A 21,135-nucleotide genomic window follows, 5' to 3' on the forward strand; every position below is an offset into this window, starting at 1 on the left:
CTCGAATATATTTTGTTAGAAGTGAGGAGGATCTTGATGAAGGTTAGTGCAGCTGATCGGATTGCCGGAATCGTTGCTGTCTTAATCGGCTTACTGTCGTTATCAGAAGCATGGAAGCTATATGCTTACCGAATTGCATTATTTAATGGAGATCATGTATTTCCGTTTATCGTTGGACTTGGATTGGTGTTATTCGGAATGATGCTGAGCATTAGAGGGGATCGGATATCCCAGGGTACAACGAATGACAGATCTGAAGTTAAAGTATCTCTCCTTATATATGTCATTCCTGTCGTCCTGCTCCTATATGTAGCACTTATCAATTGGTCAGGTTATCTAATCGCAACCTTTATCGCTTCCATAATTTTGTTCCATCTTATCGGAAAATTTCGCTGGTATTGGTCTATCGGCGGATCTCTAATCTTAACAGCGGCTCTTTACTTCATATTTGTAGAGTGGCTGAACACACCTCTGCCTAGCGGCAGTTGGTTGTAGCAGGAGGTGCTCACGTGTTAGATTCATTGATTTCCTTAGGCAGCGGCTTCGCGAGTGCTATTACACCGATGAATTTGTTAATGGCTGCACTCGGGGCACTGATTGGCACATTTGTTGGCGTTCTTCCAGGATTGGGCCCAACTTCTGCAATTGCGATCCTGCTGCCTCTTACAGCAGTTCTAGAACCCTCCCAAGCCATCATTATGCTGGCAGGCATATACTACGGATCGATGTATGGAGGCTCAACAACTGCCATTCTTTTAAACATCCCCGGTGAGGCCTCATCTGTGCCTACATGCTTGGATGGGTATCCTTTGGCACAGCAGGGAAGAGGGGGACCTGCGTTAGGTATTGCTGCCATTTCTTCATTCTTTGCCGGAATGCTTGGTCTTGTCGGACTTGTATTCTTTGCACCATTTCTCGCGGAACAAGCTATTAAATTTGGCCCGCCTGAACTGTTTGCGGTCATGATTCTTGCGTTGACAGTAACCTCAGGTCTCGCCGGAGGATCTATGGTCAAAGCGGCTATCATGGGATTGTTTGGATTCATGTTGTCATTAGTCGGACTTGGTACTTCCACAGGAATGTTTAGATATCAATTTGGCTTGGAGTCCTTGTCCGGCGGGTTTGAAATGATCAGCATCATCATTGGGCTGTTTGCGATAACAGAAGTATTCAAGACCTTTGGTGAGAAGAAAGTAGCCATTTCCTCTGATCAAATAGGCAGTGTATATCCCTCTGTTAAGGATATGAAGCAGAGTTCTGGAGCTGCCCTGACAGGGAGTGCAATTGGGTTTGTAATGGGGCTTCTGCCAGGTGTTTCAACCGCAGTGACTTCATTTTTATCCTATGATATTGTGAAGAAATTTTCCAAGCGTAAACGGCTGTTTGGAAAAGGAGCCATAGAAGGTGTAGCTGCACCTGAAGCAGCAAACAATGCAACAAGCACGGCTGGCTTCATTCCTCTATTTTCACTAGGGATTCCTGCTTCACCACCGCTTGCCGTACTACTTGCTGGTCTGATGATTTATGGTGTAACGCCAGGTCCGATGCTGTTTGAACAGCAAGGGGGCTTTATATGGACGGTTATTGCGAGCATGGTCGTTGGTAATCTGGTTCTGCTGCTGCTCAATCTTCCGCTCGTGGGTGTATGGGCTAAGCTGACGAGAGTTCCTTTTGGCATTATGGGGCCGATCATCCTGGTACTCTGTGTTATTGGTGCCTATTCGGTCCGGAACAGCTTGTTTGATGTTGTGATTGCTGTGCTATTCGGCTTTATCGGGTACTTTTTGCATAAATATAACTGGCCGGTGATGCCGCTTGTCCTATGCTTTATCCTTGGTCCGCTGTTGGAGCAGTCCTTTACACAGACCATGGCCATGTCTGCCGGAGATTTTACGATATTCCTGACGCGTCCAATAGCTCTAATATTCTTAATCTTATCTCTAGTCATGATTATTGTTTCGAATCTGCTTATTCGTCGCACGAAGAGAAGGCTGGTGGAAGCAGGAGCTTCTGATCTAAATTCGATATCTTAATTGGTTAATAAAAATACGATCTTGGGAGAGATGTAAAATGAATCGTTCATATATCGCAAAAGCAGGAAAGCGTCTTACCACTCTGGCTGTATTATCCAGTATGTTTGTTCTGGCCGCTTGCGGGGGCGGGACTGCTAACGAGGATGCAGCAACAAATGGCTCTTCTGCTGATAATTATCCTAGTAAGCCCATAGAATATGTTGTTCCATATGCCGCAGGAGGTGGCGTGGATCTCGTTGCTCGTGTTGTAGCAGATGCAGTCAGCGAGAAATGGGGCCAGCCCGTCTCTGTAGTTAATAAAGCAGGTGGAGGTGGAACAACGGGAGCACAATATGCACTTGGAACAAATCCGGATGGTTATACGGTACTGGCGAATGTGGTATCTAATACTTCGATGATGGAAGCGAGCTATGCCTCACCAGCAATTAAGCTTGAAGATCAGGAGCTCGTTGCACGTATTGTAGAAGATGCTCCAACCTTCACGGTGAAATCAGATGCAGAATGGGAGAACCTGAACGAGTTCTCCGAATGGGTCAAGCAAAATCCCGAGCAGCTCAGCTGGACAACCTCAGGTGTCACAGGATATGCGACCTATGTTGTAGCTGAATGGCTGAACGAGCTTGGAGTGGACATCTCCCAGACCCGTATGATTGTAACCAAAGGTACAGCGGAATCACTCCCCATGATTGCAGGGGGGAATGCTGTCCTAGCCGTCCATCCTGTAAGTGAAGTCGCGACAATGGTGAATTCGGGTAACTTAAAAATCCTGGCCATTCAAAGCGCGGAAAGAAGCCCACACTTCCCTGATGTACCAACTACAACAGAAGAGGGCTTTACGAACCTGTCTGCGACTTGGTGGACTGGACTAAGCATGCCTAAGGGTACACCTGCGGACATTGTACAGAAATGGAATGACACACTGGAAGAATTAGCGGCAGATCCCGAATTTCAAGAGAAATTGGCTGCCATGAAGATGTCGTCCTCTTATTTGAGCAAGGATGAATTTAATGAGTTCATTACTCAGGAAACCGAATATTATGGCGAGCTCGCTGATAAATTTGGACTGAAAAAATAGAGAGGAGCCGTGTATAGATGGCGAAGATTGTCATAGTTGAAGCGATGGGTGAGACCGGTTTAGAGCGGCTCCAGAAGAGTGAATATTCAGTTATATATGATCCGACTTTATGGTCAGATCATCGTCGTCTGATCGAAGCGTCTGAGCATGCTGAAGTCCTTATTGTCCGTAATCAAACACAACTTACACGTGAGCTCCTGGATGAACTTCCTCGTGTTAAGGTCATTGGTCGGCTTGGCGTAGGTTTGGATAACATTGATGTCGAGGCTGCTTCGTCTAAAGGTATTCCTATTGTAAGTGCAAAGAACGCGAATGCAGCATCGGTTGCTGAATATGTAATGGCTTCAATTCTGACCGTGAGCCGTCCACTTATTGCAGCTACAAGAGATGTCATTTCGGGCGGTTGGGATCGAAAAAAATTCGGCGGCAGAGAAATTCAGGGCACCACATTAGGTCTTATCGGTGTCGGACAGGTCGGACGCTTGACAGGCAGCAAAGCACAGGCCCTTGGACTCCATGTTATCGGATATGACCCGATGTATGAGCCTGGTACAACGACAGAGGATGAGATCGCACTGAAAACGTTGGAGGAGGTGCTGGCAGAATCCGACTATGTTAGTCTTCATGTTCCTTTATTGCCAGAGACTCGTCACCTTATTGACCGTACAGCACTGCAGCGAATGAAGTCTACTGCGTATGTCATTAACACAGCGCGTGGCGGAGTCGTTCATGAACTGGATTTGGTTGAAGCACTCGAAGCAGGTGAAATCGCAGGAGCAGTGCTGGATGTATTGGAGCAAGAGCCTCCTCCGTCAGATCATCCGTTATTCAGTGTATCAAATTGCATCCTGACTCCTCATGTTGCCGGTGCAACAGAGGAAGCACTGAATCGAACCTCTCTAATGGTGGCTACAGAGGTGATAAAGGAACTCGAAGGAGAAGCTTCAGAGTTTAGAGTCGCGAAAGTTGCCAGTTCGAAATAAAAAATAATAAACACCTTCAATGAATTACCTGCCTATTACGTCAAGATGCAGGCATTTCAATTGAAGGTGTTTTTTTGTAAAGTTACCAAATTGCGGACAGTATCTGCATTCACCCAATACTTCGTTTGTGCTCCTGGAGGACATGCTGCTTCCGGTAAGCGCCAGGCGTCATATTCGTCAGCTTTTTGAATGATCGGTTGAAGGAGGTGATGTTATGATATCCGACGAGCTGGCTGATCTCGTTCACGTTCAGATCCGTTGTCACGAGCAGTTCACAAGCCTTGGACATGCGCACTCCCTGCAAATGCTCGCTGAAATTCATCCCCGTCTTCTCTTTAATATAAGCTGAGAGATAAGCACTGGACAAATTAAGCTTACCGGACAAGTAATCCAGCGAGATGTCCTCCATATACTTGTGCTGAATGATTTCGTAGAACATAACGACAAGAGGCTCAGATGACAGGTCCTGGCGCTTCCGGGTAAGTGCGCATGCAGCATGAACAAATGACAGGAAGCTTTGATGATAATCAGACAGGGTATGGCAGTGCTTGATCCCTTCCATCCACAGCTTGAGTGCAGGGAAGGAATCTTCACCTGGAAGAAGCTCCTTGGTACTCTCCATCAGTTTTACAGCAATGAGATGAGCATATTCCTGAAACTGCTGTACTCCAGCTCCTTGCTCATAAAAGGGTACCAGCAGTTCCTGAATCAGCTCCATCGCGGGTTCCTCATCCCCGGATTGAAGAGCCTGATGTAGATTTTTTTGCATGATCGAAGACAGGGGAGGAAGCTCGGGAAGCTCTCTTTCCTCGAATATAATTTGAGTTTCTTCTGCTATATAGGCTTGTGAAGAGAGATTTCGCAATCGTTGATACGCATCGTTGAAACCCGATGCATCCGCAACCAGCGGACTGACGCCAACGGTGACGATATAATGCTCATGATCTGCATCAAATGTTTGCTTGATTCGTTCCAGCAGCAAGCCCAAATCTTGTGAAGAGGCTCCTTTTAATACGGAAACAATTTCATCGCTCTCCAGCTGGAATGTATGTGTATCTTGTACACATTCGGAAGAGATCAGATGGATATGCTCCAGCAAATGGCGGATAACCCAGCCCATCTCTTCCCGAGCCTTAATTCCGGCTTGGCGAAAACGGATATCATAATAAACAATATGAAAACGGCCTGAGCTGTTTAGGAAATCTGACCACTCATTAATGTCGGTGTTGATGTTTTTGAGCTGATTCATATAGGTGTAGCTTTGGAGTGCTGCTTTTTGCTCCTTCATCCGGTGAATAATGCTCTCTTTTTCTTTCTGAAGCTGCTGAATCCGGCTATGGATTAGGTCATATTCCCATATCTGGCCCGCAGAATTGGAGTTATTCCTTATTTCATGCTCACTTGCAGCAGCACCGCCCGAAGTTCGGTCTAACAAACTTGAGAGCATTTGCTTCACAGGGGAATGAAGCTTTCGGCTAAGCACGATGGCAGCGATAACCGCAACAGCGAGTGAAGTGACAAATACTAGCAGTAAATACTTGGACAGGTGCTGCAGCTGTACAGTGATTTGTGTGTCTGGAGTCGATGTAATATAGGTTAGTCCGTCACTGCCCGTAGTCTTAAAATAATATACTCCATTATGCTTGACCATGCTTTCGCCTTCAGCGAATGGGGGAATCTGATCAGTTTGAGTGCCTTCATTCCTGCTGTACAGGGTATTTCCGGCTTCGTCCATCAGCATCAAATTTCCTTCTCCTGCCGCGGTCCCATAAAATGCATCCGCTGCCTGCTCAATATCAATCATCGCAACAAGCTGATAAGAGGTGTCCGGATAATGGAACACATAGGGCAGCAGCTTCTTGGATTCGATGTTCTTTGCCGCCAGATCGAAGGTAGATGCAGGCAGCATTTGAAATGAATTTTCCTGATTCAGCTCTGATTGCCAATCGGATAAGGAGTAATTCACATTGTAATAAAAACGTTCAAACATATATTCATTGCTGCTGCTGCCGCTCTTGCCAAACGCAAGCTCCGCCTGATCCAGATGGACAATGACATCCTGAACCATAAATAACGGATTGTATGATTCTCTTCGAATCTCCTCAATAACCTCTTTGGCCTTCAAGAAGTTCGCTCCGTCTATACCATACCTGTTCAGTTCACTATTAAAGCTGATCAGATCCGGATTGTGATACAGATCAAAGAGCAGAATCTGTATTCTCTCAAAATGCTGGGCAAATCTCTCTGCCGTATTCTCGGTCTGCGTCTGACTGCTGCGCATAATTTCCTGTTCAAGACCATTGCGGAACATTTTATAAATAAGTACATAGAAGCACCCAAACAACAGAATGAGGGTGAGAAAGCTCACAAATATTTTGAAGTATAAAGAACGCTTGCGTGCCCAGATCCACCTCATCGTACGATCATCTCCTAACGTTAATCTTTTCTGTGCTGCTAAGGCTTGGCCGAATCCTTCTTAATCGGCTTATTGTAGCAAGACAGTATTAACTCGCAGGGACACCATTGTAAATCCGATGTAAAATCCAGCTGTGTATTTTTTAAGATTGTATTGTGTTTTTACGAAAAGATGTTAGGTTTCGTAAAGTTCTGAATAGATGTCTACAATCCAAAGAACGGTAAATACCTTTCTCGCCATAGCTCTTGTATCATGTGACTTGCAAGTGAATCACTGTGCTTGCATTCGTAACCGTCAAAAGGGGGTGTAAGTATTGGGAAGGAGATAGTATCAGAGGTGCAGGCGTCAGAGAGAAAGAAATGGAACCAGAGAAGCAGTCTGCGATCATGGACTAGAAATTGGGAGCTCTACTTATTGTTTCTGCCCGTGCTCGCTTATTTTATTATCTTTCACTATATTCCGATGTATGGAGTGCAAATCGCCTTCAAGGATTTCATCGCGAACAAAGGCATCATGGGCAGTCCTTGGGTCGGATTCGAGCATTTCGAGAGATTCTTTGACAGCTTCTATTTCTGGAGAATTATTAAGAACACGCTGGGTATCGGTATATATGAACTGGTTGTCGGGTTTCCTATTCCGATTATCTTAGCGCTCATGATTCATGAGCTGAGAACAGGCAAGTTTCGAAAATTCGTGCAGACCGTTACGTACATGCCGCACTTTTTATCTACGATTGTTATGGTGGGCATGATCATGATGTTCTTATCTCCGGCTTCTGGACTCATTAATGTAGTTATCACTTTATTTGGCGGGGAGCCGATCAGCTTCATGACCGAACCGGGCTGGTTCAAGAGCATCTATGTATGGTCAGGTGTATGGCAGACGATGGGCTGGAGCTCTATTATCTATATTGCAGCGCTGGCCGGCATTGATCCACAGCTTCATGAAGCAGCCAGAGTGGATGGAGCATCCAGGCTCCGCCGAATATGGCACATTAATTTACCGGGGATCGCACCCACGATTATCGTACTGCTCATCCTGAACATGGGTTCTATTCTTGGAGTGGGATTCGAGAAAGTATTCCTAATGCAAAATGACTTGAATATGGAGAGCTCTGATGTAATCTCTACGAATGTTTATCGCAGCGGCATACTCGGTGCACAGTACAGCTTCTCAGCTGCCGTCGGACTATTCAATTCTGTCGTCAATTTCATTATGCTGCTCACCGTTAACCGGATTGCGCGTAAAGTCAGCTCAAGCAGTCTATGGTAGAAAGGAGGCCTGTAAGTATGGCAGAAAGCCGGGGAGATCGTTACGTCATGACTGCAATATACATTCTGCTCGGACTTGTCTCTCTCATCGTCTTATATCCGATATATTTTGTACTCATTGCCTCTTTTAGCAGTCCGGAGGAGGTTATGCTAGGCAAGGTATGGCTGTGGCCGAAGAATTTGTCACTAGTTGGTTATGAACGGATATTCGAGAATAACGAATTGATGAAGGGTTACTTCAACACGATTGTGTATACGGTCATCGGCACCGCTCTGAACGTTGTCATGACGATTGCTGCAGCATATCCGCTGTCTCGTCAAGACTTTAAGGGGAGAAATGCATTTACGGTACTGATCGTATTTACGATGTTCTTCAGTGGAGGCATGATCCCGACTTACCTGTTGATTAAGGATCTCGGACTGCTCGATTCGTTCTGGGTGATGATTCTGCCCACAGCGGTATCCGTGTGGAACATTCTCATAATGAGAACCTTCTTTCAAAGCTCTATTCCAAAAGAGCTGCAGGAGGCCGCATTTCTGGATGGATGCTCCAATCTGAAGCTGCTTGTCCGAATCATCCTTCCGCTATCAGGTCCGGTGCTGGCAGTTATGGTATTATTTTATGCCGTGGGTCATTGGAACAGCTACTTTAACGCACTTATCTATCTATCCGACAGGGACAAGTATCCACTGCAGCTGTTCTTAAGAGAAATTCTAATTCAGGATCAAATGCAAAATATGGTGGACTTAGGCAGTGATACATATTCCAAAAGCCTGATGGAGGTTGAAGCCATCAAATACGCAGCCGTCATGGTGACAAATCTGCCGATGCTGATCCTGTATCCGTTTCTGCAAAAATATTTCATTAAAGGTGTCATGATCGGCGCTATTAAAGGTTAACTGAGGTTCTAAAATTGAGGTTCTATACTAAAATCGAGGAGTGAAGTAGCGTATGTGGAAAAAATGGGGGAGTCTTTCATTATCACTGGTGATTGCGGCAAGCTTAATGGCGGGCTGCGGCTCAAGTGAAGACAGCGGAGAAGCAGAAGGAGAACAGGCACCCGAAGCGACATCTAATCTTAATGAGACGGGGATGCCAATCGTCAACGAGCAGATTACGCTTGATTTTTTCACCGGGAAGTGGGCCGGAAACAGCAGCAATTATGATGAAGTGCTCGTGTGGGATAAGTATCAGGAAATGTCCAATATCGATGTGAATTTCAATCTGGTTCCTTTTGAGACATTGACAGAGAAACGTAATCTGGCGCTTGCCGGGGGAGATTATCCCGATGTCTTCTACTCCGCAAGAGTCAGCTCTGCTGAATTGACCCGCTATGGTCCGCAAGGGGTGTTCATCCCGCTGAATGATCTAATTGATCAGTATGCTCCTAACTTCAAGAAGCTGATGGACGAGAATCCAGGTATTCGTAAAGGACTGACGATGCCGGACGGGAATATTTACTCACTGCCTTCCTTCTACGACCCCAACTTCTTATCCATGCTGATCGGAACGCCTCTATGGATTAATGAAGACTGGCTTAAGCAGCTAGGTATGGATGAGCCGGATACCATTGATGAATTTTACAATTATCTGAAGGCTGTCAAGGAGACCGATCTGAATGGGAATGGCAAAAATGATGAGATTCCATTTGGAGGAACCGGAATTACTTCTATTATTGATCAGGTCAAAGGGGCATGGGGTCTAGGCACGAAGGGTCTGGGTCATAAGTTCGTCGATGTGGATGCAGACACGAATGAGCTTCGTTTTACGAAGACACTGCCAGAGTATAAGGAAATGCTGCAGTTTATGAACAAGCTGTACTCAGAAGGATTAATTGACAAAGAAATATTCACCATTGAGAGCAGTGCTCTGAACGCTAAGGGGCAGGCCGATCTGCTGGGATCGACCATTGTACCGAATCCGGATACCGTAATGGGCAAGGACAATTATATTGGTCTGGCTGCATTGGAAGGACCGCATGGCGACAAGCTCTACTCCCATGTTAAGGTTCCGATGGTGCACGTAGGAGCCTTCGCGATTACAGATAAGAATGAGCATCCGGAGGCAACGATCCGGTGGATGGATCACTTCTTCGGGCAGGAAGGTGCAACGTTCTTCTTCATGGGGGAAGAGGGTACCACGTATAACAAAAATGCTGACGGCGAGCTTGAATACATTGAAGATATTACAAATAATCCGAATGGGCTTACGATGGACCAGGCGCTTACTCAATATTTTACCTGGACGGGCGGAAGCTACCCTGGTTATGTGAAAGGCGAATATTTTAAAGGATCCGAAACGTTGCCAAATTCGATGGAAGCCGCAGAGAAGGCTGAGCCGGATGCCGTGGAAGATATCTGGTACAATTTCAACTTTACGAATGAAGAGACGGATTTTATGTCCTCTGTCGGTAAAGACATCCATGATTATATTGGTGAAATGGAAGCGAAGTTCGTCAATGGCAGTGCCTCTTTTGATGAGTGGGATACGTATGTGGAGACCATTAATAAAATGGGACTCGATGAGTATATGAAGATCTACCAGGCTGCTTATGAGCGTTATAATGCAAGCTAAGCAACAAGTGAAAATAGCCGTTATGGGATACAATGCGGGTTCTGTAAAATATGCCAAGTACTATGCAGAACATCCTGCGATTCAGCTGGCAGGTATATGTGATCTCCGCGATGATGAGGCGGAAGAGTGGTCAGAGCACGTTCAAGCAACCGTATTCCATAACCTGCCCAAGCTGCTGGCAGAGCAGAAGCCCGATATCCTTCATCTTGCACTTCCGGTTATGGAGCATCTGCCTGATCTGTATATTGCTGCAGAAGCGGGTGTTCATATGATGTGTGAGAAGCCTATGGGCTTGTCAGCTACGGATCTGAAACAGCTGGCTGCCATATGCAGACAGCACAGCGTACAGATTATTCCTTCTCACGAGGCCTTGTTCAGACCGGAATATTCGGATCTGGCAAGGCAAGTGAGAGCAGGTGTGATCGGCAGTCCAGGCGTAGTTCATGTTCGGCGTATGATGACTGGAGAGGAAGCTTACGGCAGCCGTTTGCCTTCCTCCTCTGCTCATCGTATTGAACCCATTATGACGCTGTTTATCGAAGAAATTGAATTTATGAGTTATCTTCTCGGTGAAGTGGAGAGTGTATTCGCACAGCATATTTGCAAAGAACGGACTGAGTATGCGCTGCTCACACTGAAATATGAATGCGGCACTATTGTGAATATGGAAGGTATATTAGGTTATCCGAGTCCGGCAACATCTGAATTCGAGATGGCAGGAAATCAAGGGATTGTTCGCTCCAGTCCGAAGATGAGCGCTTCGGTGGAGATCAGAAGAGGGGGTTCCCCGTCTGCAAAATATGTAATAACCGACTCCGCTCATCCTAAGCACCGTTCCGAATTCAGGCTAGTCAGCCCTGCATTTGAGGATGCGATCGATGGATATATACGATCCGTGCTGAATATTGCAACTTATAAGACGGAACCGATAATATCGCTGGAGGCGTCATGGAAGACGGCGGTTGTCATCCAGGCGGCAGCTTATTCAGCAAGTAACGGGCAGGCCGTGACCATGAGGTCATTTCGTTTAACCGATGGGTGGTGGCGGGATGCGTAAGCTTCGTATCGGTATGATCAGCTTCGCCCATTCCCATGCCTTCAGCTATTACAGGCAGTTGCAGCTGATTGAGAATGCGGAGGTAACTGCAATTGCAGATCTACATTACGATCGGGTCAAGGCGATAGTTGAACGTGACCATGTTCAATTCTATCCAGATCATCTGGAGCTGCTCAAGCTGCCGGATATCGATGCGGTCATTATTTGTTCGGAAAATAGGCATCATGCCGCCCTAGTCACGGACAGTGCGAAGGCAGGCAAGCTTATATTGTGCGAGAAGCCGCTTGGGACAGGACGCGTTGAAATGCGGCAAATGATTGATATTTGTCATGAACTGCAGGTGCAGCTCATGACGGCCTTTCCTTGCCGTTACCTTTCGTCGGTCATTCGGGTTAAGGAAGCCGTAGCCCAAGGTGAGATTGGTGAAGTTATCGCCGTTAAAGGGTATAACCGAGGCGGCATGCCCGGCGGCTGGTTTGTCGATCCGGCGCAATCTGGCGGCGGTGCACTGCTCGATCATACGGTACATGTTGCTGATATGCTGAATTGGATGCTGGGAGTACAGCCCCGTGTTGTTCATGCCGAGAAAGGGACACTGTTTCATGATATTGCTGTCGAGGATTCGGGTATGGTCCATCTGGAATATGACAATGGCGTGATTGGGGTTATTGATACAAGCTGGTCTCGAAATCCTGTGTTTCCTTATTGGGGAGATGTGAAGCTGGATGTAATCGGAACGGAAGGGATCATAAGAATGGATGCTTTTGCCCAAGTCAATGAAGTGTACAGCATAGAGCAAGGCAGAGCACGGTACAGCTACTTTGGAGACAAGATGGATTATTATATGCTTCAGGACTTTGTGAATCGTATTCTTGATGGAAGGCCTGTAGCGATTACGGGAGAGGACGGGTATGCCGCAGCCGAGGTGGCATTGTCAGCCTATGATTACCTGGAGAATCGAACGTAATCTTATAAAATGAAACAAGGTGCGCCTCAACGCTGGAGGCGCACCTTGTTCTTTTTGAATTTAAAAAAGATGGAAACGAAGAGCAGACTAAGCAAACCAGAATCGATGACTCTGACCACATGAACACCAATGCTATGAATAGCCACCGGATCAGCGATAAACCAGATAATGAAGAATACAATAGACAATAGGGCAATGCATAGCCAATACAGCGATTTTTGTGCAGACGGTGTACTTCGATTAGCTAGACTGTTGTATTTTCTGGCTCGATAAAGGATGTAAATCAGAATTAACGAAAGTCCGGCCAGCGTCCCGCCATGCTGCAGTATTTTATAGATGGGAATTTCGTAACCGAGTACATGGAGGTCAACGCTGAGCAGCGGAATCCGATCAACAACAAATCCATGCTGGTGCGTAAAAGCATCCCACACGACGTGCGTTAACATGCCGAGTAAGGCTGAATAGCAGAAAATAATGATCTTGACCGGTAATCCGAAATTAGACGTACGCTCAGAACGATCCTGCATAAATACAGGCAAATGATCCATTAGAGTCTGGTGAATGAAACAATAATAGATCAGGTAGACCAACGCGACCAGCGGCAAATTAAAATAGAAGAACCCCGCAAAAGTATGTCCGGTCATGCCCGCAGGCTGTCCTCTTAGCAAATATTCAAAATCAGGGGCCATGCTGCCCAGTACGAGCGCGGTAAAATGAAGATACTTGCTCTTGCGTGAAAACGGCAGAACGGCAGCGGGATGGGCAAAAGTAAACGGCATTGTATGTAGAATCTCCTTTTATGAATGAATCAGAATCGGTCTCCAGATGTATATATGATCTAGACAGGTTACGGTAGATTAAGTATAAACCGCGGGCTATCCATCGGAGGGGGAAAACAATGGAATTATTAGATATTGTCAGGATGACAGAGCTTACGGAGCAGCAACTACAGCAGGTGGCAGACGTCTACGTGAATAGTTATTATAACGAATTAACCTCCATGACGAAAGATAAAATGATGTTAAAAAGAATAATTAAAGAGTCTTTTGTTGTAGATCAATTCTATGCTGCGATTATTGAAGGCCGAGTCGTAGGCATTATGGCGTATTCCACCAGCATTACTCGCTCGCAATATTTTGATAAAGAGTTCTTAAATAGTATTCTAGGTAATGTTCAGGGGAGCGTTGTACATTATTTTCTGGCAAAACAATTTCACATACCCGCCCCAATTTATAGAGATGAGTGCTTTCTAGAAGCGGTTGCCACAGACCCTATGTATCGGGGAAGAGGGATCGCGACATCCATGCTGCTCCATCTGATGCATCATCTGCCGTACCGGGTCTTTAAGCTGGAAGTCGTTGATACGAATCATGCGGCACGATCCATTTATGAGAAGCACGGTTTTAACATCTATAAGGCCGTAAAGCAAAGATGGTTTCGCCAAAAACTTGGCTTCAATGAGAAGCTCTATATGGTAAGGACTGTGGATGAGCCAACAATATAGCCTATAGTCATTAAAATTTATAAATGAATACGAACCAAACGTTCACCCAAATGTTTCAAATCACCGAAGAGATTACGGATGCAGCGGGAAATTCATATCCGATCGAATCCTCGCGGTTTTTCTTAGTATTAGATCATGTCACTCAGACGTGGCAATACGATTATGTCGTGCCTGCGAAGGATTTCGAGCAGCCTTTGCAATTTAAGATCTACAAGCACCCGGGCTCTATTGAGAAAAAGATCACGCTGCCAATAAAATAACAAAATGTTTTTGTGCAGCGAACCTTTTATATCCAGCTAGTGTTCTTACATTATATATAAGTTAGTTATGTATGGGCGGGAGGTATAGCAGTGCCATCAAAAAAAAGTAATAAAATAGTACTACTTACTACGGTGGTGACCCTATTGCTGGTGGTTGGTTTGACAATGGTCTGGAATGTCATTTGGGATGAGGACCTAAACAGATCTTACTCACCAGAAATGGTCAAATATTTAGAGCCAATAAACGATAACAGGACACTCATGCTCGCTGCGGAAAACAATCTGTTGCAGGAAATTCATCAGTCCGATACGAGCGGGGAATATCAATTGACGCTGGGTGGAATCATCGCGGATGAAGAGAATGCAGTCATCTTATATTCCCTGAGCGGTCCTGATTTGAATGGCAAATTAAACGAGTACTCGGTAGAATTAATATCTGATGAAGAGTTTCATTATGCGGCAACTTACTTTAATCCCTCTATAGAAGAGAATGCAACTAAATCGTACATGACATACAAAGTTCAGTTGAATTCAGGTGAAGTATTTCCGCAGAATATGGGGCTTTTGTTTCGTTTGGGAGAGCAGGAGCTTAAAGTGGATTTTTCTGTAGATCACTCCCGGTTTACGGGATTGAGAAAGAAAGTTCTAATTAACAAGGAAATACCGATAGACAACCAGACTGTATTACTGCGTGAAATGGAACTGCTGCCTTTGAGGACGACCCTACGCTTGGAAACACCACAGTCAAATAAAAAGCAAGTGAATGATTTATTTGCTCTATCTTTAATAGATGATACAGGTCAGCACCAATGGAATCAGAGTGAATTAAGCTCAGGTTCACTTAGCGAGGGAATGTATACGGCTAATTTTGATGGACTATATTTTGAAGATCCAGAACAATTGTATCTGATATCAGAAGGAGTGTATGCTTCTGACAAGAATATGACCATAATTATTAACTCTGAGACAAAGAAGATTATTGAGGCACCGGATGAACATCTACAGTTGCTGGACATTTTAGAAAATGAAGAGTATATGACCATCAAGCTTCGGCTAGACAATTACGAGTTTCCTGGACCGAGCATTCAAAATGACATTTCCCTACTTACGTACGGAGGAGTATTTATAGATGCCTCGGGGAAGCAGTTCAAGCTTCTAAATCCTGAGAATGAGTTAACGGCTCAGATCTCAGCTGAACGAGATAAGCATACGCATCTGTATCATTACTACATTCCGAATGAGGAGTATCAACAGCCGCTTACGTTTCCGATATACGAATACACAGGATATAAATCAGGTGGGTTTAAGATTCCTCTATACTGAGTCAGAATAAAGGAGCCACGAGATGCTAACTTTTCAAGCTGGCCCATAAAAGCTATAATATAAAGGATTGTTTAGATTCTATTTGAAAGCGAGCGAATATTGATATGGGTCGTAAGTGGAATAATATTAAAGAAAAGAAGGCGTCCAAAGACGCAAGCACTAGCCGCGTATATGCGAAGTTCGGACGTGAGATTTATGTAGTAGCCCGTCAAGGGGAGCCTGATCCAGAATCGAACCGCGCTCTGAAGGTCGTACTGGAGCGTGCTAAGACATACAACGTACCCAAAGCCATCATTGACCGTGCACTGGAAAAAGCAAAAGGCGGTTCGGAAGAGAACTTTGACGAGCTTCGTTACGAAGGCTTCGGTCCGAATGGATCGATGGTCATTGTGGATGCACTTACGAACAACGTAAACCGTACAGCATCTGAAGTACGTTCAACCTTTACGAAGAATGGCGGCAATCTGGGAGTCAGCGGATCGGTAAGCTACATGTTCGACTCTACAGCGGTTATCGGGGTTGAAGGCAAATCTGCGGATGAAGTATTGGAGCTGTTAATGGAAGCTGATCTGGATGTTCGGGATATTGTGGAAGAAGATGAGGCGGTTATCGTATACGCTGAGCCGGATCAGTTCCATGCAGTACAAGATGCATTTAAAAATGCAGGAGTAACGGAGTTCACTGTAGCTGAGCTTACGATGCTGCCGCAAACCTTTGTAACCTTGGAAGGTGATGCACTTGCTCAATTCGAGAAGCTGATCGATGTACTTGAGGATCTTGAGGACGTGCAGCAAGTGTACCATAACGTAGAGTTCGAAGAATAGGATCAGATGATCTTCTGATGAAAGTTGAAGTGTTAACGTCAGCCTCTCATTTATCTCGGGATAAATGGGAGGTTTTTTGATGAACGGAATATCTGTAAAAATGTGAATTGCGTGAAGCTGTACTGAAATCGGAGCAGCAGCAAGAGAGTAAGGAATCTTCTATGTTATAATTAAAGGGTTGTCTATTAGATTACGATGAGAGAAAGAAGAATTTACGAAAAGGGGAGAGTTCATCTACAGTGAAGCTGGTATCTTGGAATGTAAACGGGCTGAGGGCCTGTGTAAATAAAGGGTTTATGGATTATTTTGAGCAGATGGATGCGGACATTTTTTGCCTGCAGGAGACCAAGCTGCAAGAGGGACAAATTCAAATGGAGCTAGGCGACTCCTACCAGGATTACTGGAATTATGCAGAGAAAAAAGGTTACTCGGGCACTGCTGTGTTTACGAGAATCAAGCCAATATCGGTTCAATATGGCATGAGCGAGGAAGACCCGGATACCGAAGGGCGTATGATTACCCTGGAATTTGAACAGTTTTATCTGGTTAATGTATACACACCGAATGCAAGAAGGGATTTATCGCGTTTACCTCTTCGTCTGGAATGGGAGGAACGTTTTCGAGCATATCTTAATGAGCTGGACAAGCATAAGCCTGTGGTCGTTTGTGGAGACATGAATGTCGCGCATGAAGAAATTGACCTCAAAAATGCAAAATCTAACCGTGGTAATTCAGGCTTTACGCTGGAGGAACGTGAGAAAATGACCATGCTGCTGGAATTGGGATTTGTGGATTCGTTCCGTTATTTCTATCCCGATCGGACAGATGTGTACACCTGGTGGTCTTATATGGCGAAGGTCAGAGAGCGGAATATTGGCTGGCGTATTGATTACTTCCTTGCTTCGACCCGGCTTACACCTTATTTAAAGGACTCAGGGGCAGACTGTCATATCATGGGAAGTGATCATTGCCCTGTATTCTTGGAGATGGAGCTTGACGAATCTCTTCAAAATGCTTAACTGCTAACGGTTATTAATAATTACTAGGGATGAGCAAGGCAATTTACATAGAGTCATAGGTTAAATTAATTGCGGCCTATCCACTCTGGTTGCTTTCGCTCATCCTTTTATTTTGAAATAGATTTGTATATTAATAGATTTTAGATTTGTAGACTTAGATGGTATTGTGTACGACATAATTCTGAACATAGCTGTCGTGATCGAGCACCTCAATTGCCCCTGACCAATCGAGCACTTTTCCGACAAAACCTTGGATGTCCAGATCCTTCATCTCATACGTATCCGGTGTGTTACCCGTACCTGTTGCATCCTTAATTAAGGTCACTTTGTACCCGCGGTCATAGGCTGATATGGCCGTGAACATACAGCAGAACTCCGTCTCAAAGCCGACGATGAAGAGATGATTAACGCCTAACTGCTCCAGTGTCTCTGCAAGCTTCGTCTTATAAAATGCACTCGGTGTCTGTTTCTCAACTACAGTTTCAGCATATTTAAGAATTGAATCATGTATATGTGAGCCCTCTGAATCTCGGTACAATGGACTTTCTGCCTGATCATCAATATGTCTAATAAAAATGACCGGATGTCCATCTCTTCTAAAATCTTGAATCACTTGCTCTATTAATGTGAGTTCTTTTGTGAAATCTTTTAGCTCGACAATGGCGTTCTGTACATCAATGACTAACAGTGCTTTCATCAGACACCCCCCCTGGAATTGTATACCAATTGGTAATTCTATAGGTATGATCGAAATCCTTTTGATAAAGGGAAACTATGAAAATATATTCTGACATATTCGTCGTATCTGGCGTTGCAAGACCATTCTGTTAGCGCTATCATTAGTTCAGAGCTTTATATCATTTCTAAAGGAGCCAATATACATATGACACGGATTGAAGATCAAGCTACAGTGCTATTTATCGGAGACAGTATTACGGATTGTGGCAGAAATTATGATAATGTGGGTGACCTTGGCAGAGGTTATGCCAAGATGGTTGCGGCTGAACTTAATCTCCGTTATCCTGAGAAGCAAATTCAGTTTATGAATCGCGGCATCAATGGAAACCGAGTTACAGATCTTGAGCAAAGGTGGGAGCAGGATTGCCTGGCGCATAACCCAACCTGGGTGTCCATATATATTGGAATCAATGATACGTGGCGCTGGTACGATTCCAAGGCAGAGACTTCTGCAGATGAATTTTATCGTACATATCGTGAGCTGCTTGTGCGGACCAAAGAGCATACGAATGCCAATATCGTGATAATAGAACCGTTCGTACTGCCTGTTCCGGAAGATCGCAAGGGATGGAGAGTAGATCTTGATCCAAAAATTCATGCCATTCGAGAGCTGGCTCGTGAATTCGGAACATATTATGTGCCGCTGGATGGCCTGTTTGCTCAAGCGAGTACCAAGGCGGAGCCAGCCTACTGGGCAGGAGACGGTGTGCATCCAACAGATGCAGGACATGCTCTAATTGCTAGAGCTTGGCTCGATGCAGTAAAAGTATAAATTTCGTCGAACGAGTTGGGTAACCGGACAAGGTTTAGAAAGCCCCAGGAAGGGTATTTTTGCGAATTAATAAATGAACTTTTCAAGCTGGTTTTTATAAAGCCAGCTTTTTTGCGTTGCTTCCTGCGTATGAACGAAGTGATGAATACACAAGTACAGGCAGGATTTTAATAAGTTCTCCTAGTTACGAAAGAGCAGGACAGTTCAACAATTGCGCGAATATTTAAGTGAAGAAGTTATTCACGAAGTTCAGAGATAAAAGAGTTAAATGAAATTACGATGCAAGTTCATATCAAAATCAAAAACTATGAGGTGCATAATGCCAAGACTAATTACATTAGCTGATGGAAGATCAGTAGAAGTTGAATGTGTAAGCTGCGCATTGACAAGTGGTTTGATTTCTTCAACAGGTGGAGTGATTTTCGAATCAGGCAACTTTCATGTCCATCAGGATATTGCTTACCCAATTAAAGGGTTAGTTATATTGGCTTCGAAGAGGCATTTTTACTGCATGGATGAATTAACAGATGAAGAGCGATTAGAATTTATTTCGTTAATTCATAAGCTCAGAAGTGAACAAAGAAAACGATTGGGAATTGATAGGGTCTATTATTTTTATAATGAAGATACAACACATCACTTTCATTTATGGATGGTTCCTAGATATGAATGGATGTACCAATTTGGAAATTCAGTAGAATCATTAAGACCGGTATTACTACATGCAAGGAATAATATGAATGACGATGAGAATATGAAGAGTGTAGAAGAAGGGGTTAGTATGTTAAGAGAGGGCATGAGGGATTTTGTGATGAACGCAGGGTAACTCCATCTAACAACGTGTTCACGCTTCGATCTGACGCCCTCGGTCTGGCAGAGGAGTAGTCAGGGAAGTGGATGCAGCCAGACAACCCTGCGAGGCAAAGTCTCCGACCCGGCTCCCGTTGGTCGCCTTAAGTCTCTCGGATTCGTGAACACACGAACGTTATGTGAAAGGACGAAGCGAATGATTATATCCAAACCTTTGGGAGAATATGATTTCATTTTGTTTTCTACTGATCGAAAATCAACAATATTATTTACTTTTCTAGAGATTGAGCTGGAGAGGTATCCTTCAATTTCTTTTCGTATTCATATTAAAGATCATTTATTTATTGGAGAGATAAACGTCTGGGTTGAAAAAGAGAAAATCGATAGTTTTCTAAGAGACGTAAAAGAATTGAATAGTTCAAGAAAAGGAAAAGTATCTCTAGAATCCATGAGCCCAGAGGAATTGGAACTTACAATTCAAAGTGAGAGAGTAAATCTTTTCTTGTTGAACTATTCAATAAAGCAAACGAAATATTTAAATAATAAATTGATCGAAACAACATTAAAAGGAACTTTTGAATTCGATTCAGAATTTTTCAATGAGTTAGAACAAAACGTTAAAGCTATAGATAAATTAACAAATATATAGAGATTTGTGAGTATATCAAGAGTCCCATTCGAATAACATGATATCTACGTATCGGAGCCTATCGGCTCCTTAATCCGCTCGAAGAGAATGTCAGAGAAGTTGAATCAGGCTCACACATCCGCACTGACTAACTGCATCGCGACCGGCTCCTGGCGGAGCCTTAAGTTGGTGGGACGTCGTTGAATACAACAACGTTATCGGAAATTGATTCAAACAATAATATATTAGGAGCCGTTCATATGAAGATCAAAGGAGATAGAGTTTGTCTTTCAAAGTAACAAATAAAGATTTGAGCTTTATTAGTGAGCTAGAGTGCAATAAAGACATTTGGTTTTTTGTGGAATTCGTAGAGAGTGATAAGGATACTGTCAAGGAAAAGTATCTTGAAAACTTAAAATCTAATCATCACTATGATTTTGTAATAACAATAGAATCAGAAAAAGTAATAAAGCCAGTAGGATTAGTTCAAATATGGAGTTATGTAGAGTATAGAAACAGTTGGTAACTTGCTTTTGGTACTTCCAGATTACCATGGCTACGGATACGGATACGGATACGAAGCCACTAAACTCTTGCTTCATTTTGCATTTAAAGAATTCGGTGCACATAAAGTAGTAGGGATGTGTAATAGTAGTAATCTAAAATCTATAAAGTTAATGGAAAAGCTACAAATGAAAGTGAAGGGATATTTAAACAAGAAGTTAAGTGGAATAGTGAGTGGCATGACCAGTATTTTTATTCGATTTTGGATAGTGAATGGAAAAACTTATAGATCATAAGCAACTCAAGAAGGCATCAACATCCGATAACAACACATTTCAACTTCGGGTATTCGCCCTTGATCGCTTAGAGGGATTTC

Annotated in this window: 22 protein-coding genes; 19 read left to right on the top strand and 3 right to left on the bottom strand. The window is 44.1% G+C overall.

The annotated features are described in order from the left end of the window. The first annotated feature begins 36 nt into the window (after positions 1-36). The 4 genes from PUW25_RS10995 to PUW25_RS11010 all read left to right on the top strand — a co-directional run bounded on the left by PUW25_RS10995 (position 37) and on the right by PUW25_RS11010 (position 4,091). On the top strand, positions 37-495 hold the full coding sequence (locus tag PUW25_RS10995; protein ID WP_274337022.1) for a tripartite tricarboxylate transporter TctB family protein: 459 nt from the start codon (positions 37-39) through the stop codon (positions 493-495). A 68-nt stretch (positions 496-563) separates the two neighbouring features. Beyond that, on the top strand, positions 564-2,033 hold the full coding sequence (locus tag PUW25_RS11000) for a tripartite tricarboxylate transporter permease (protein WP_256209614.1): 1,470 nt from the start codon (positions 564-566) through the stop codon (positions 2,031-2,033). 37 nt (positions 2,034-2,070) lie between these two features. Further along, positions 2,071-3,108: a tripartite tricarboxylate transporter substrate binding protein gene (locus PUW25_RS11005; protein ID WP_052512280.1), complete on the top strand. Its 1,038-nt coding sequence runs from the start codon at positions 2,071-2,073 to the stop codon at positions 3,106-3,108. Positions 3,109-3,125: 17 nt separating this feature from the next. Beyond that, the gene (locus PUW25_RS11010; RefSeq protein WP_274337023.1) at positions 3,126-4,091 is read left to right on the top strand and encodes a hydroxyacid dehydrogenase; all 966 of its coding nucleotides are present in this window, start codon (positions 3,126-3,128) and stop codon (positions 4,089-4,091) included. A 109-nt stretch (positions 4,092-4,200) separates the two neighbouring features. On the opposite strand, the gene PUW25_RS11015 is transcribed toward PUW25_RS11010, so the two are convergent. Next, complete coding sequence (locus PUW25_RS11015; RefSeq protein WP_274337024.1) at positions 4,201-6,507, bottom strand: helix-turn-helix domain-containing protein; 2,307 nt, start codon at positions 6,505-6,507, stop codon at positions 4,201-4,203. A gap of 336 nt (positions 6,508-6,843) precedes the next feature. On the opposite strand from PUW25_RS11015, the gene PUW25_RS11020 reads away from it, so the two are divergent. Genes PUW25_RS11020 through PUW25_RS11040 form a run of 5 tightly spaced genes read left to right on the top strand, consistent with a single transcriptional unit; the run spans position 6,844 to position 12,377 of the window. Next, positions 6,844-7,779: an ABC transporter permease gene (locus tag PUW25_RS11020; RefSeq protein WP_047913992.1), complete on the top strand. Its 936-nt coding sequence runs from the start codon at positions 6,844-6,846 to the stop codon at positions 7,777-7,779. 17 nt (positions 7,780-7,796) lie between these two features. Continuing rightward, positions 7,797-8,678: a carbohydrate ABC transporter permease gene (locus PUW25_RS11025; protein ID WP_047913991.1), complete on the top strand. Its 882-nt coding sequence runs from the start codon at positions 7,797-7,799 to the stop codon at positions 8,676-8,678. A 52-nt stretch (positions 8,679-8,730) separates the two neighbouring features. Beyond that, entirely contained in the window at positions 8,731-10,353 is a 1,623-nt protein-coding gene (locus PUW25_RS11030) for an extracellular solute-binding protein (RefSeq protein ID WP_274337025.1), read from the top strand. Further along, on the top strand, positions 10,343-11,410 hold the full coding sequence (locus PUW25_RS11035) for a Gfo/Idh/MocA family protein (RefSeq protein ID WP_274337026.1): 1,068 nt from the start codon (positions 10,343-10,345) through the stop codon (positions 11,408-11,410). Before PUW25_RS11030 ends, PUW25_RS11035 begins: the two co-directional genes overlap by 11 nt. Continuing rightward, positions 11,403-12,377: a Gfo/Idh/MocA family protein gene (locus tag PUW25_RS11040; RefSeq protein WP_274337027.1), complete on the top strand. Its 975-nt coding sequence runs from the start codon at positions 11,403-11,405 to the stop codon at positions 12,375-12,377. Before PUW25_RS11035 ends, PUW25_RS11040 begins: the two co-directional genes overlap by 8 nt. A gap of 26 nt (positions 12,378-12,403) precedes the next feature. Here the strand turns inward: PUW25_RS11040 and PUW25_RS11045 are convergent, their stop codons facing one another. Next, a complete protein-coding gene (locus PUW25_RS11045) occupies positions 12,404-13,156 on the bottom strand; it encodes a DUF4184 family protein (RefSeq protein WP_274337028.1) in 753 nt (250 codons plus the stop codon). Positions 13,157-13,275: 119 nt separating this feature from the next. On the opposite strand from PUW25_RS11045, the gene PUW25_RS11050 reads away from it, so the two are divergent. From PUW25_RS11050 to PUW25_RS11070, 5 genes are all read left to right on the top strand, one after another. After that, on the top strand, positions 13,276-13,881 hold the full coding sequence (locus PUW25_RS11050) for a GNAT family N-acetyltransferase (protein ID WP_274337029.1): 606 nt from the start codon (positions 13,276-13,278) through the stop codon (positions 13,879-13,881). Between the two features lie 23 nt (positions 13,882-13,904). Beyond that, positions 13,905-14,141 (top strand): hypothetical protein, encoded by a 237-nt coding sequence (locus tag PUW25_RS11055; RefSeq protein WP_047913985.1) that lies wholly within the window; start codon positions 13,905-13,907, stop codon positions 14,139-14,141. A gap of 90 nt (positions 14,142-14,231) precedes the next feature. Further along, on the top strand, positions 14,232-15,464 hold the full coding sequence (locus PUW25_RS11060) for a DUF4179 domain-containing protein (protein WP_274337030.1): 1,233 nt from the start codon (positions 14,232-14,234) through the stop codon (positions 15,462-15,464). Positions 15,465-15,568: 104 nt separating this feature from the next. Continuing rightward, a complete protein-coding gene (locus PUW25_RS11065) occupies positions 15,569-16,288 on the top strand; it encodes a YebC/PmpR family DNA-binding transcriptional regulator (RefSeq protein ID WP_274337031.1) in 720 nt (239 codons plus the stop codon). A gap of 239 nt (positions 16,289-16,527) precedes the next feature. Next, on the top strand, positions 16,528-17,307 hold the full coding sequence (locus PUW25_RS11070; protein ID WP_047913982.1) for an exodeoxyribonuclease III: 780 nt from the start codon (positions 16,528-16,530) through the stop codon (positions 17,305-17,307). A 154-nt stretch (positions 17,308-17,461) separates the two neighbouring features. Here the strand turns inward: PUW25_RS11070 and PUW25_RS11075 are convergent, their stop codons facing one another. Then, on the bottom strand, positions 17,462-18,004 hold the full coding sequence (locus PUW25_RS11075; protein ID WP_047913981.1) for an isochorismatase family protein: 543 nt from the start codon (positions 18,002-18,004) through the stop codon (positions 17,462-17,464). A 186-nt stretch (positions 18,005-18,190) separates the two neighbouring features. Between PUW25_RS11075 and PUW25_RS11080 the strand changes: the two genes are divergently transcribed. The 5 genes from PUW25_RS11080 to PUW25_RS11100 all read left to right on the top strand — a co-directional run bounded on the left by PUW25_RS11080 (position 18,191) and on the right by PUW25_RS11100 (position 21,055). After that, positions 18,191-18,817 (top strand): SGNH/GDSL hydrolase family protein, encoded by a 627-nt coding sequence (locus tag PUW25_RS11080; RefSeq protein WP_047913980.1) that lies wholly within the window; start codon positions 18,191-18,193, stop codon positions 18,815-18,817. Positions 18,818-19,136: 319 nt separating this feature from the next. After that, entirely contained in the window at positions 19,137-19,643 is a 507-nt protein-coding gene (locus tag PUW25_RS11085; protein ID WP_047913979.1) for an HIT family protein, read from the top strand. Between the two features lie 180 nt (positions 19,644-19,823). Beyond that, positions 19,824-20,276 carry a hypothetical protein gene (locus tag PUW25_RS11090; RefSeq protein ID WP_274337032.1) on the top strand — a complete coding sequence of 151 codons (453 nt, stop codon included), beginning with the start codon at positions 19,824-19,826 and terminating at the stop codon, positions 20,274-20,276. 262 nt (positions 20,277-20,538) lie between these two features. Further along, complete coding sequence (locus tag PUW25_RS11095) at positions 20,539-20,781, top strand: hypothetical protein (RefSeq protein WP_274337033.1); 243 nt, start codon at positions 20,539-20,541, stop codon at positions 20,779-20,781. A gap of 67 nt (positions 20,782-20,848) precedes the next feature. Beyond that, positions 20,849-21,055, top strand: a complete 207-nt coding sequence (locus PUW25_RS11100; protein WP_274338290.1) for a GNAT family N-acetyltransferase — start codon at positions 20,849-20,851, stop codon at positions 21,053-21,055. The last annotated feature ends 80 nt before the right edge of the window (positions 21,056-21,135 follow it).

The sequence above is a fragment of the Paenibacillus urinalis genome (genome assembly GCF_028747985.1).
Classification (GTDB): domain Bacteria; phylum Bacillota; class Bacilli; order Paenibacillales; family Paenibacillaceae; genus Paenibacillus; species Paenibacillus urinalis.

Bases quoted from the DNA above. Each gene is read 5' to 3' on its own strand.
- PUW25_RS10995 (WP_274337022.1), top strand. From the start codon at position 37: ATGAAGGTTAGTGCAGCTGATCGGATTGCCGGAATCGTTGCTGTCTTA.
- PUW25_RS11000 (WP_256209614.1), top strand. From the start codon at position 564: ATGAATTTGTTAATGGCTGCACTCGGGGCACTGATTGGCACATTTGTT.
- PUW25_RS11005 (WP_052512280.1), top strand. From the start codon at position 2,071: ATGAATCGTTCATATATCGCAAAAGCAGGAAAGCGTCTTACCACTCTG.
- PUW25_RS11010 (WP_274337023.1), top strand. From the start codon at position 3,126: ATGGCGAAGATTGTCATAGTTGAAGCGATGGGTGAGACCGGTTTAGAG.
- PUW25_RS11015 (WP_274337024.1), bottom strand. From the start codon at position 6,507: ATGAGGTGGATCTGGGCACGCAAGCGTTCTTTATACTTCAAAATATTT.
- PUW25_RS11025 (WP_047913991.1), top strand. From the start codon at position 7,797: ATGGCAGAAAGCCGGGGAGATCGTTACGTCATGACTGCAATATACATT.
- PUW25_RS11030 (WP_274337025.1), top strand. From the start codon at position 8,731: ATGTGGAAAAAATGGGGGAGTCTTTCATTATCACTGGTGATTGCGGCA.
- PUW25_RS11035 (WP_274337026.1), top strand. From the start codon at position 10,343: ATGCAAGCTAAGCAACAAGTGAAAATAGCCGTTATGGGATACAATGCG.
- PUW25_RS11040 (WP_274337027.1), top strand. From the start codon at position 11,403: ATGCGTAAGCTTCGTATCGGTATGATCAGCTTCGCCCATTCCCATGCC.
- PUW25_RS11045 (WP_274337028.1), bottom strand. From the start codon at position 13,156: ATGCCGTTTACTTTTGCCCATCCCGCTGCCGTTCTGCCGTTTTCACGC.
- PUW25_RS11050 (WP_274337029.1), top strand. From the start codon at position 13,276: ATGGAATTATTAGATATTGTCAGGATGACAGAGCTTACGGAGCAGCAA.
- PUW25_RS11055 (WP_047913985.1), top strand. From the start codon at position 13,905: ATGAATACGAACCAAACGTTCACCCAAATGTTTCAAATCACCGAAGAG.
- PUW25_RS11065 (WP_274337031.1), top strand. From the start codon at position 15,569: ATGGGTCGTAAGTGGAATAATATTAAAGAAAAGAAGGCGTCCAAAGAC.
- PUW25_RS11075 (WP_047913981.1), bottom strand. From the start codon at position 18,004: ATGAAAGCACTGTTAGTCATTGATGTACAGAACGCCATTGTCGAGCTA.
- PUW25_RS11080 (WP_047913980.1), top strand. From the start codon at position 18,191: ATGACACGGATTGAAGATCAAGCTACAGTGCTATTTATCGGAGACAGT.
- PUW25_RS11085 (WP_047913979.1), top strand. From the start codon at position 19,137: ATGCCAAGACTAATTACATTAGCTGATGGAAGATCAGTAGAAGTTGAA.
- PUW25_RS11090 (WP_274337032.1), top strand. From the start codon at position 19,824: ATGATTATATCCAAACCTTTGGGAGAATATGATTTCATTTTGTTTTCT.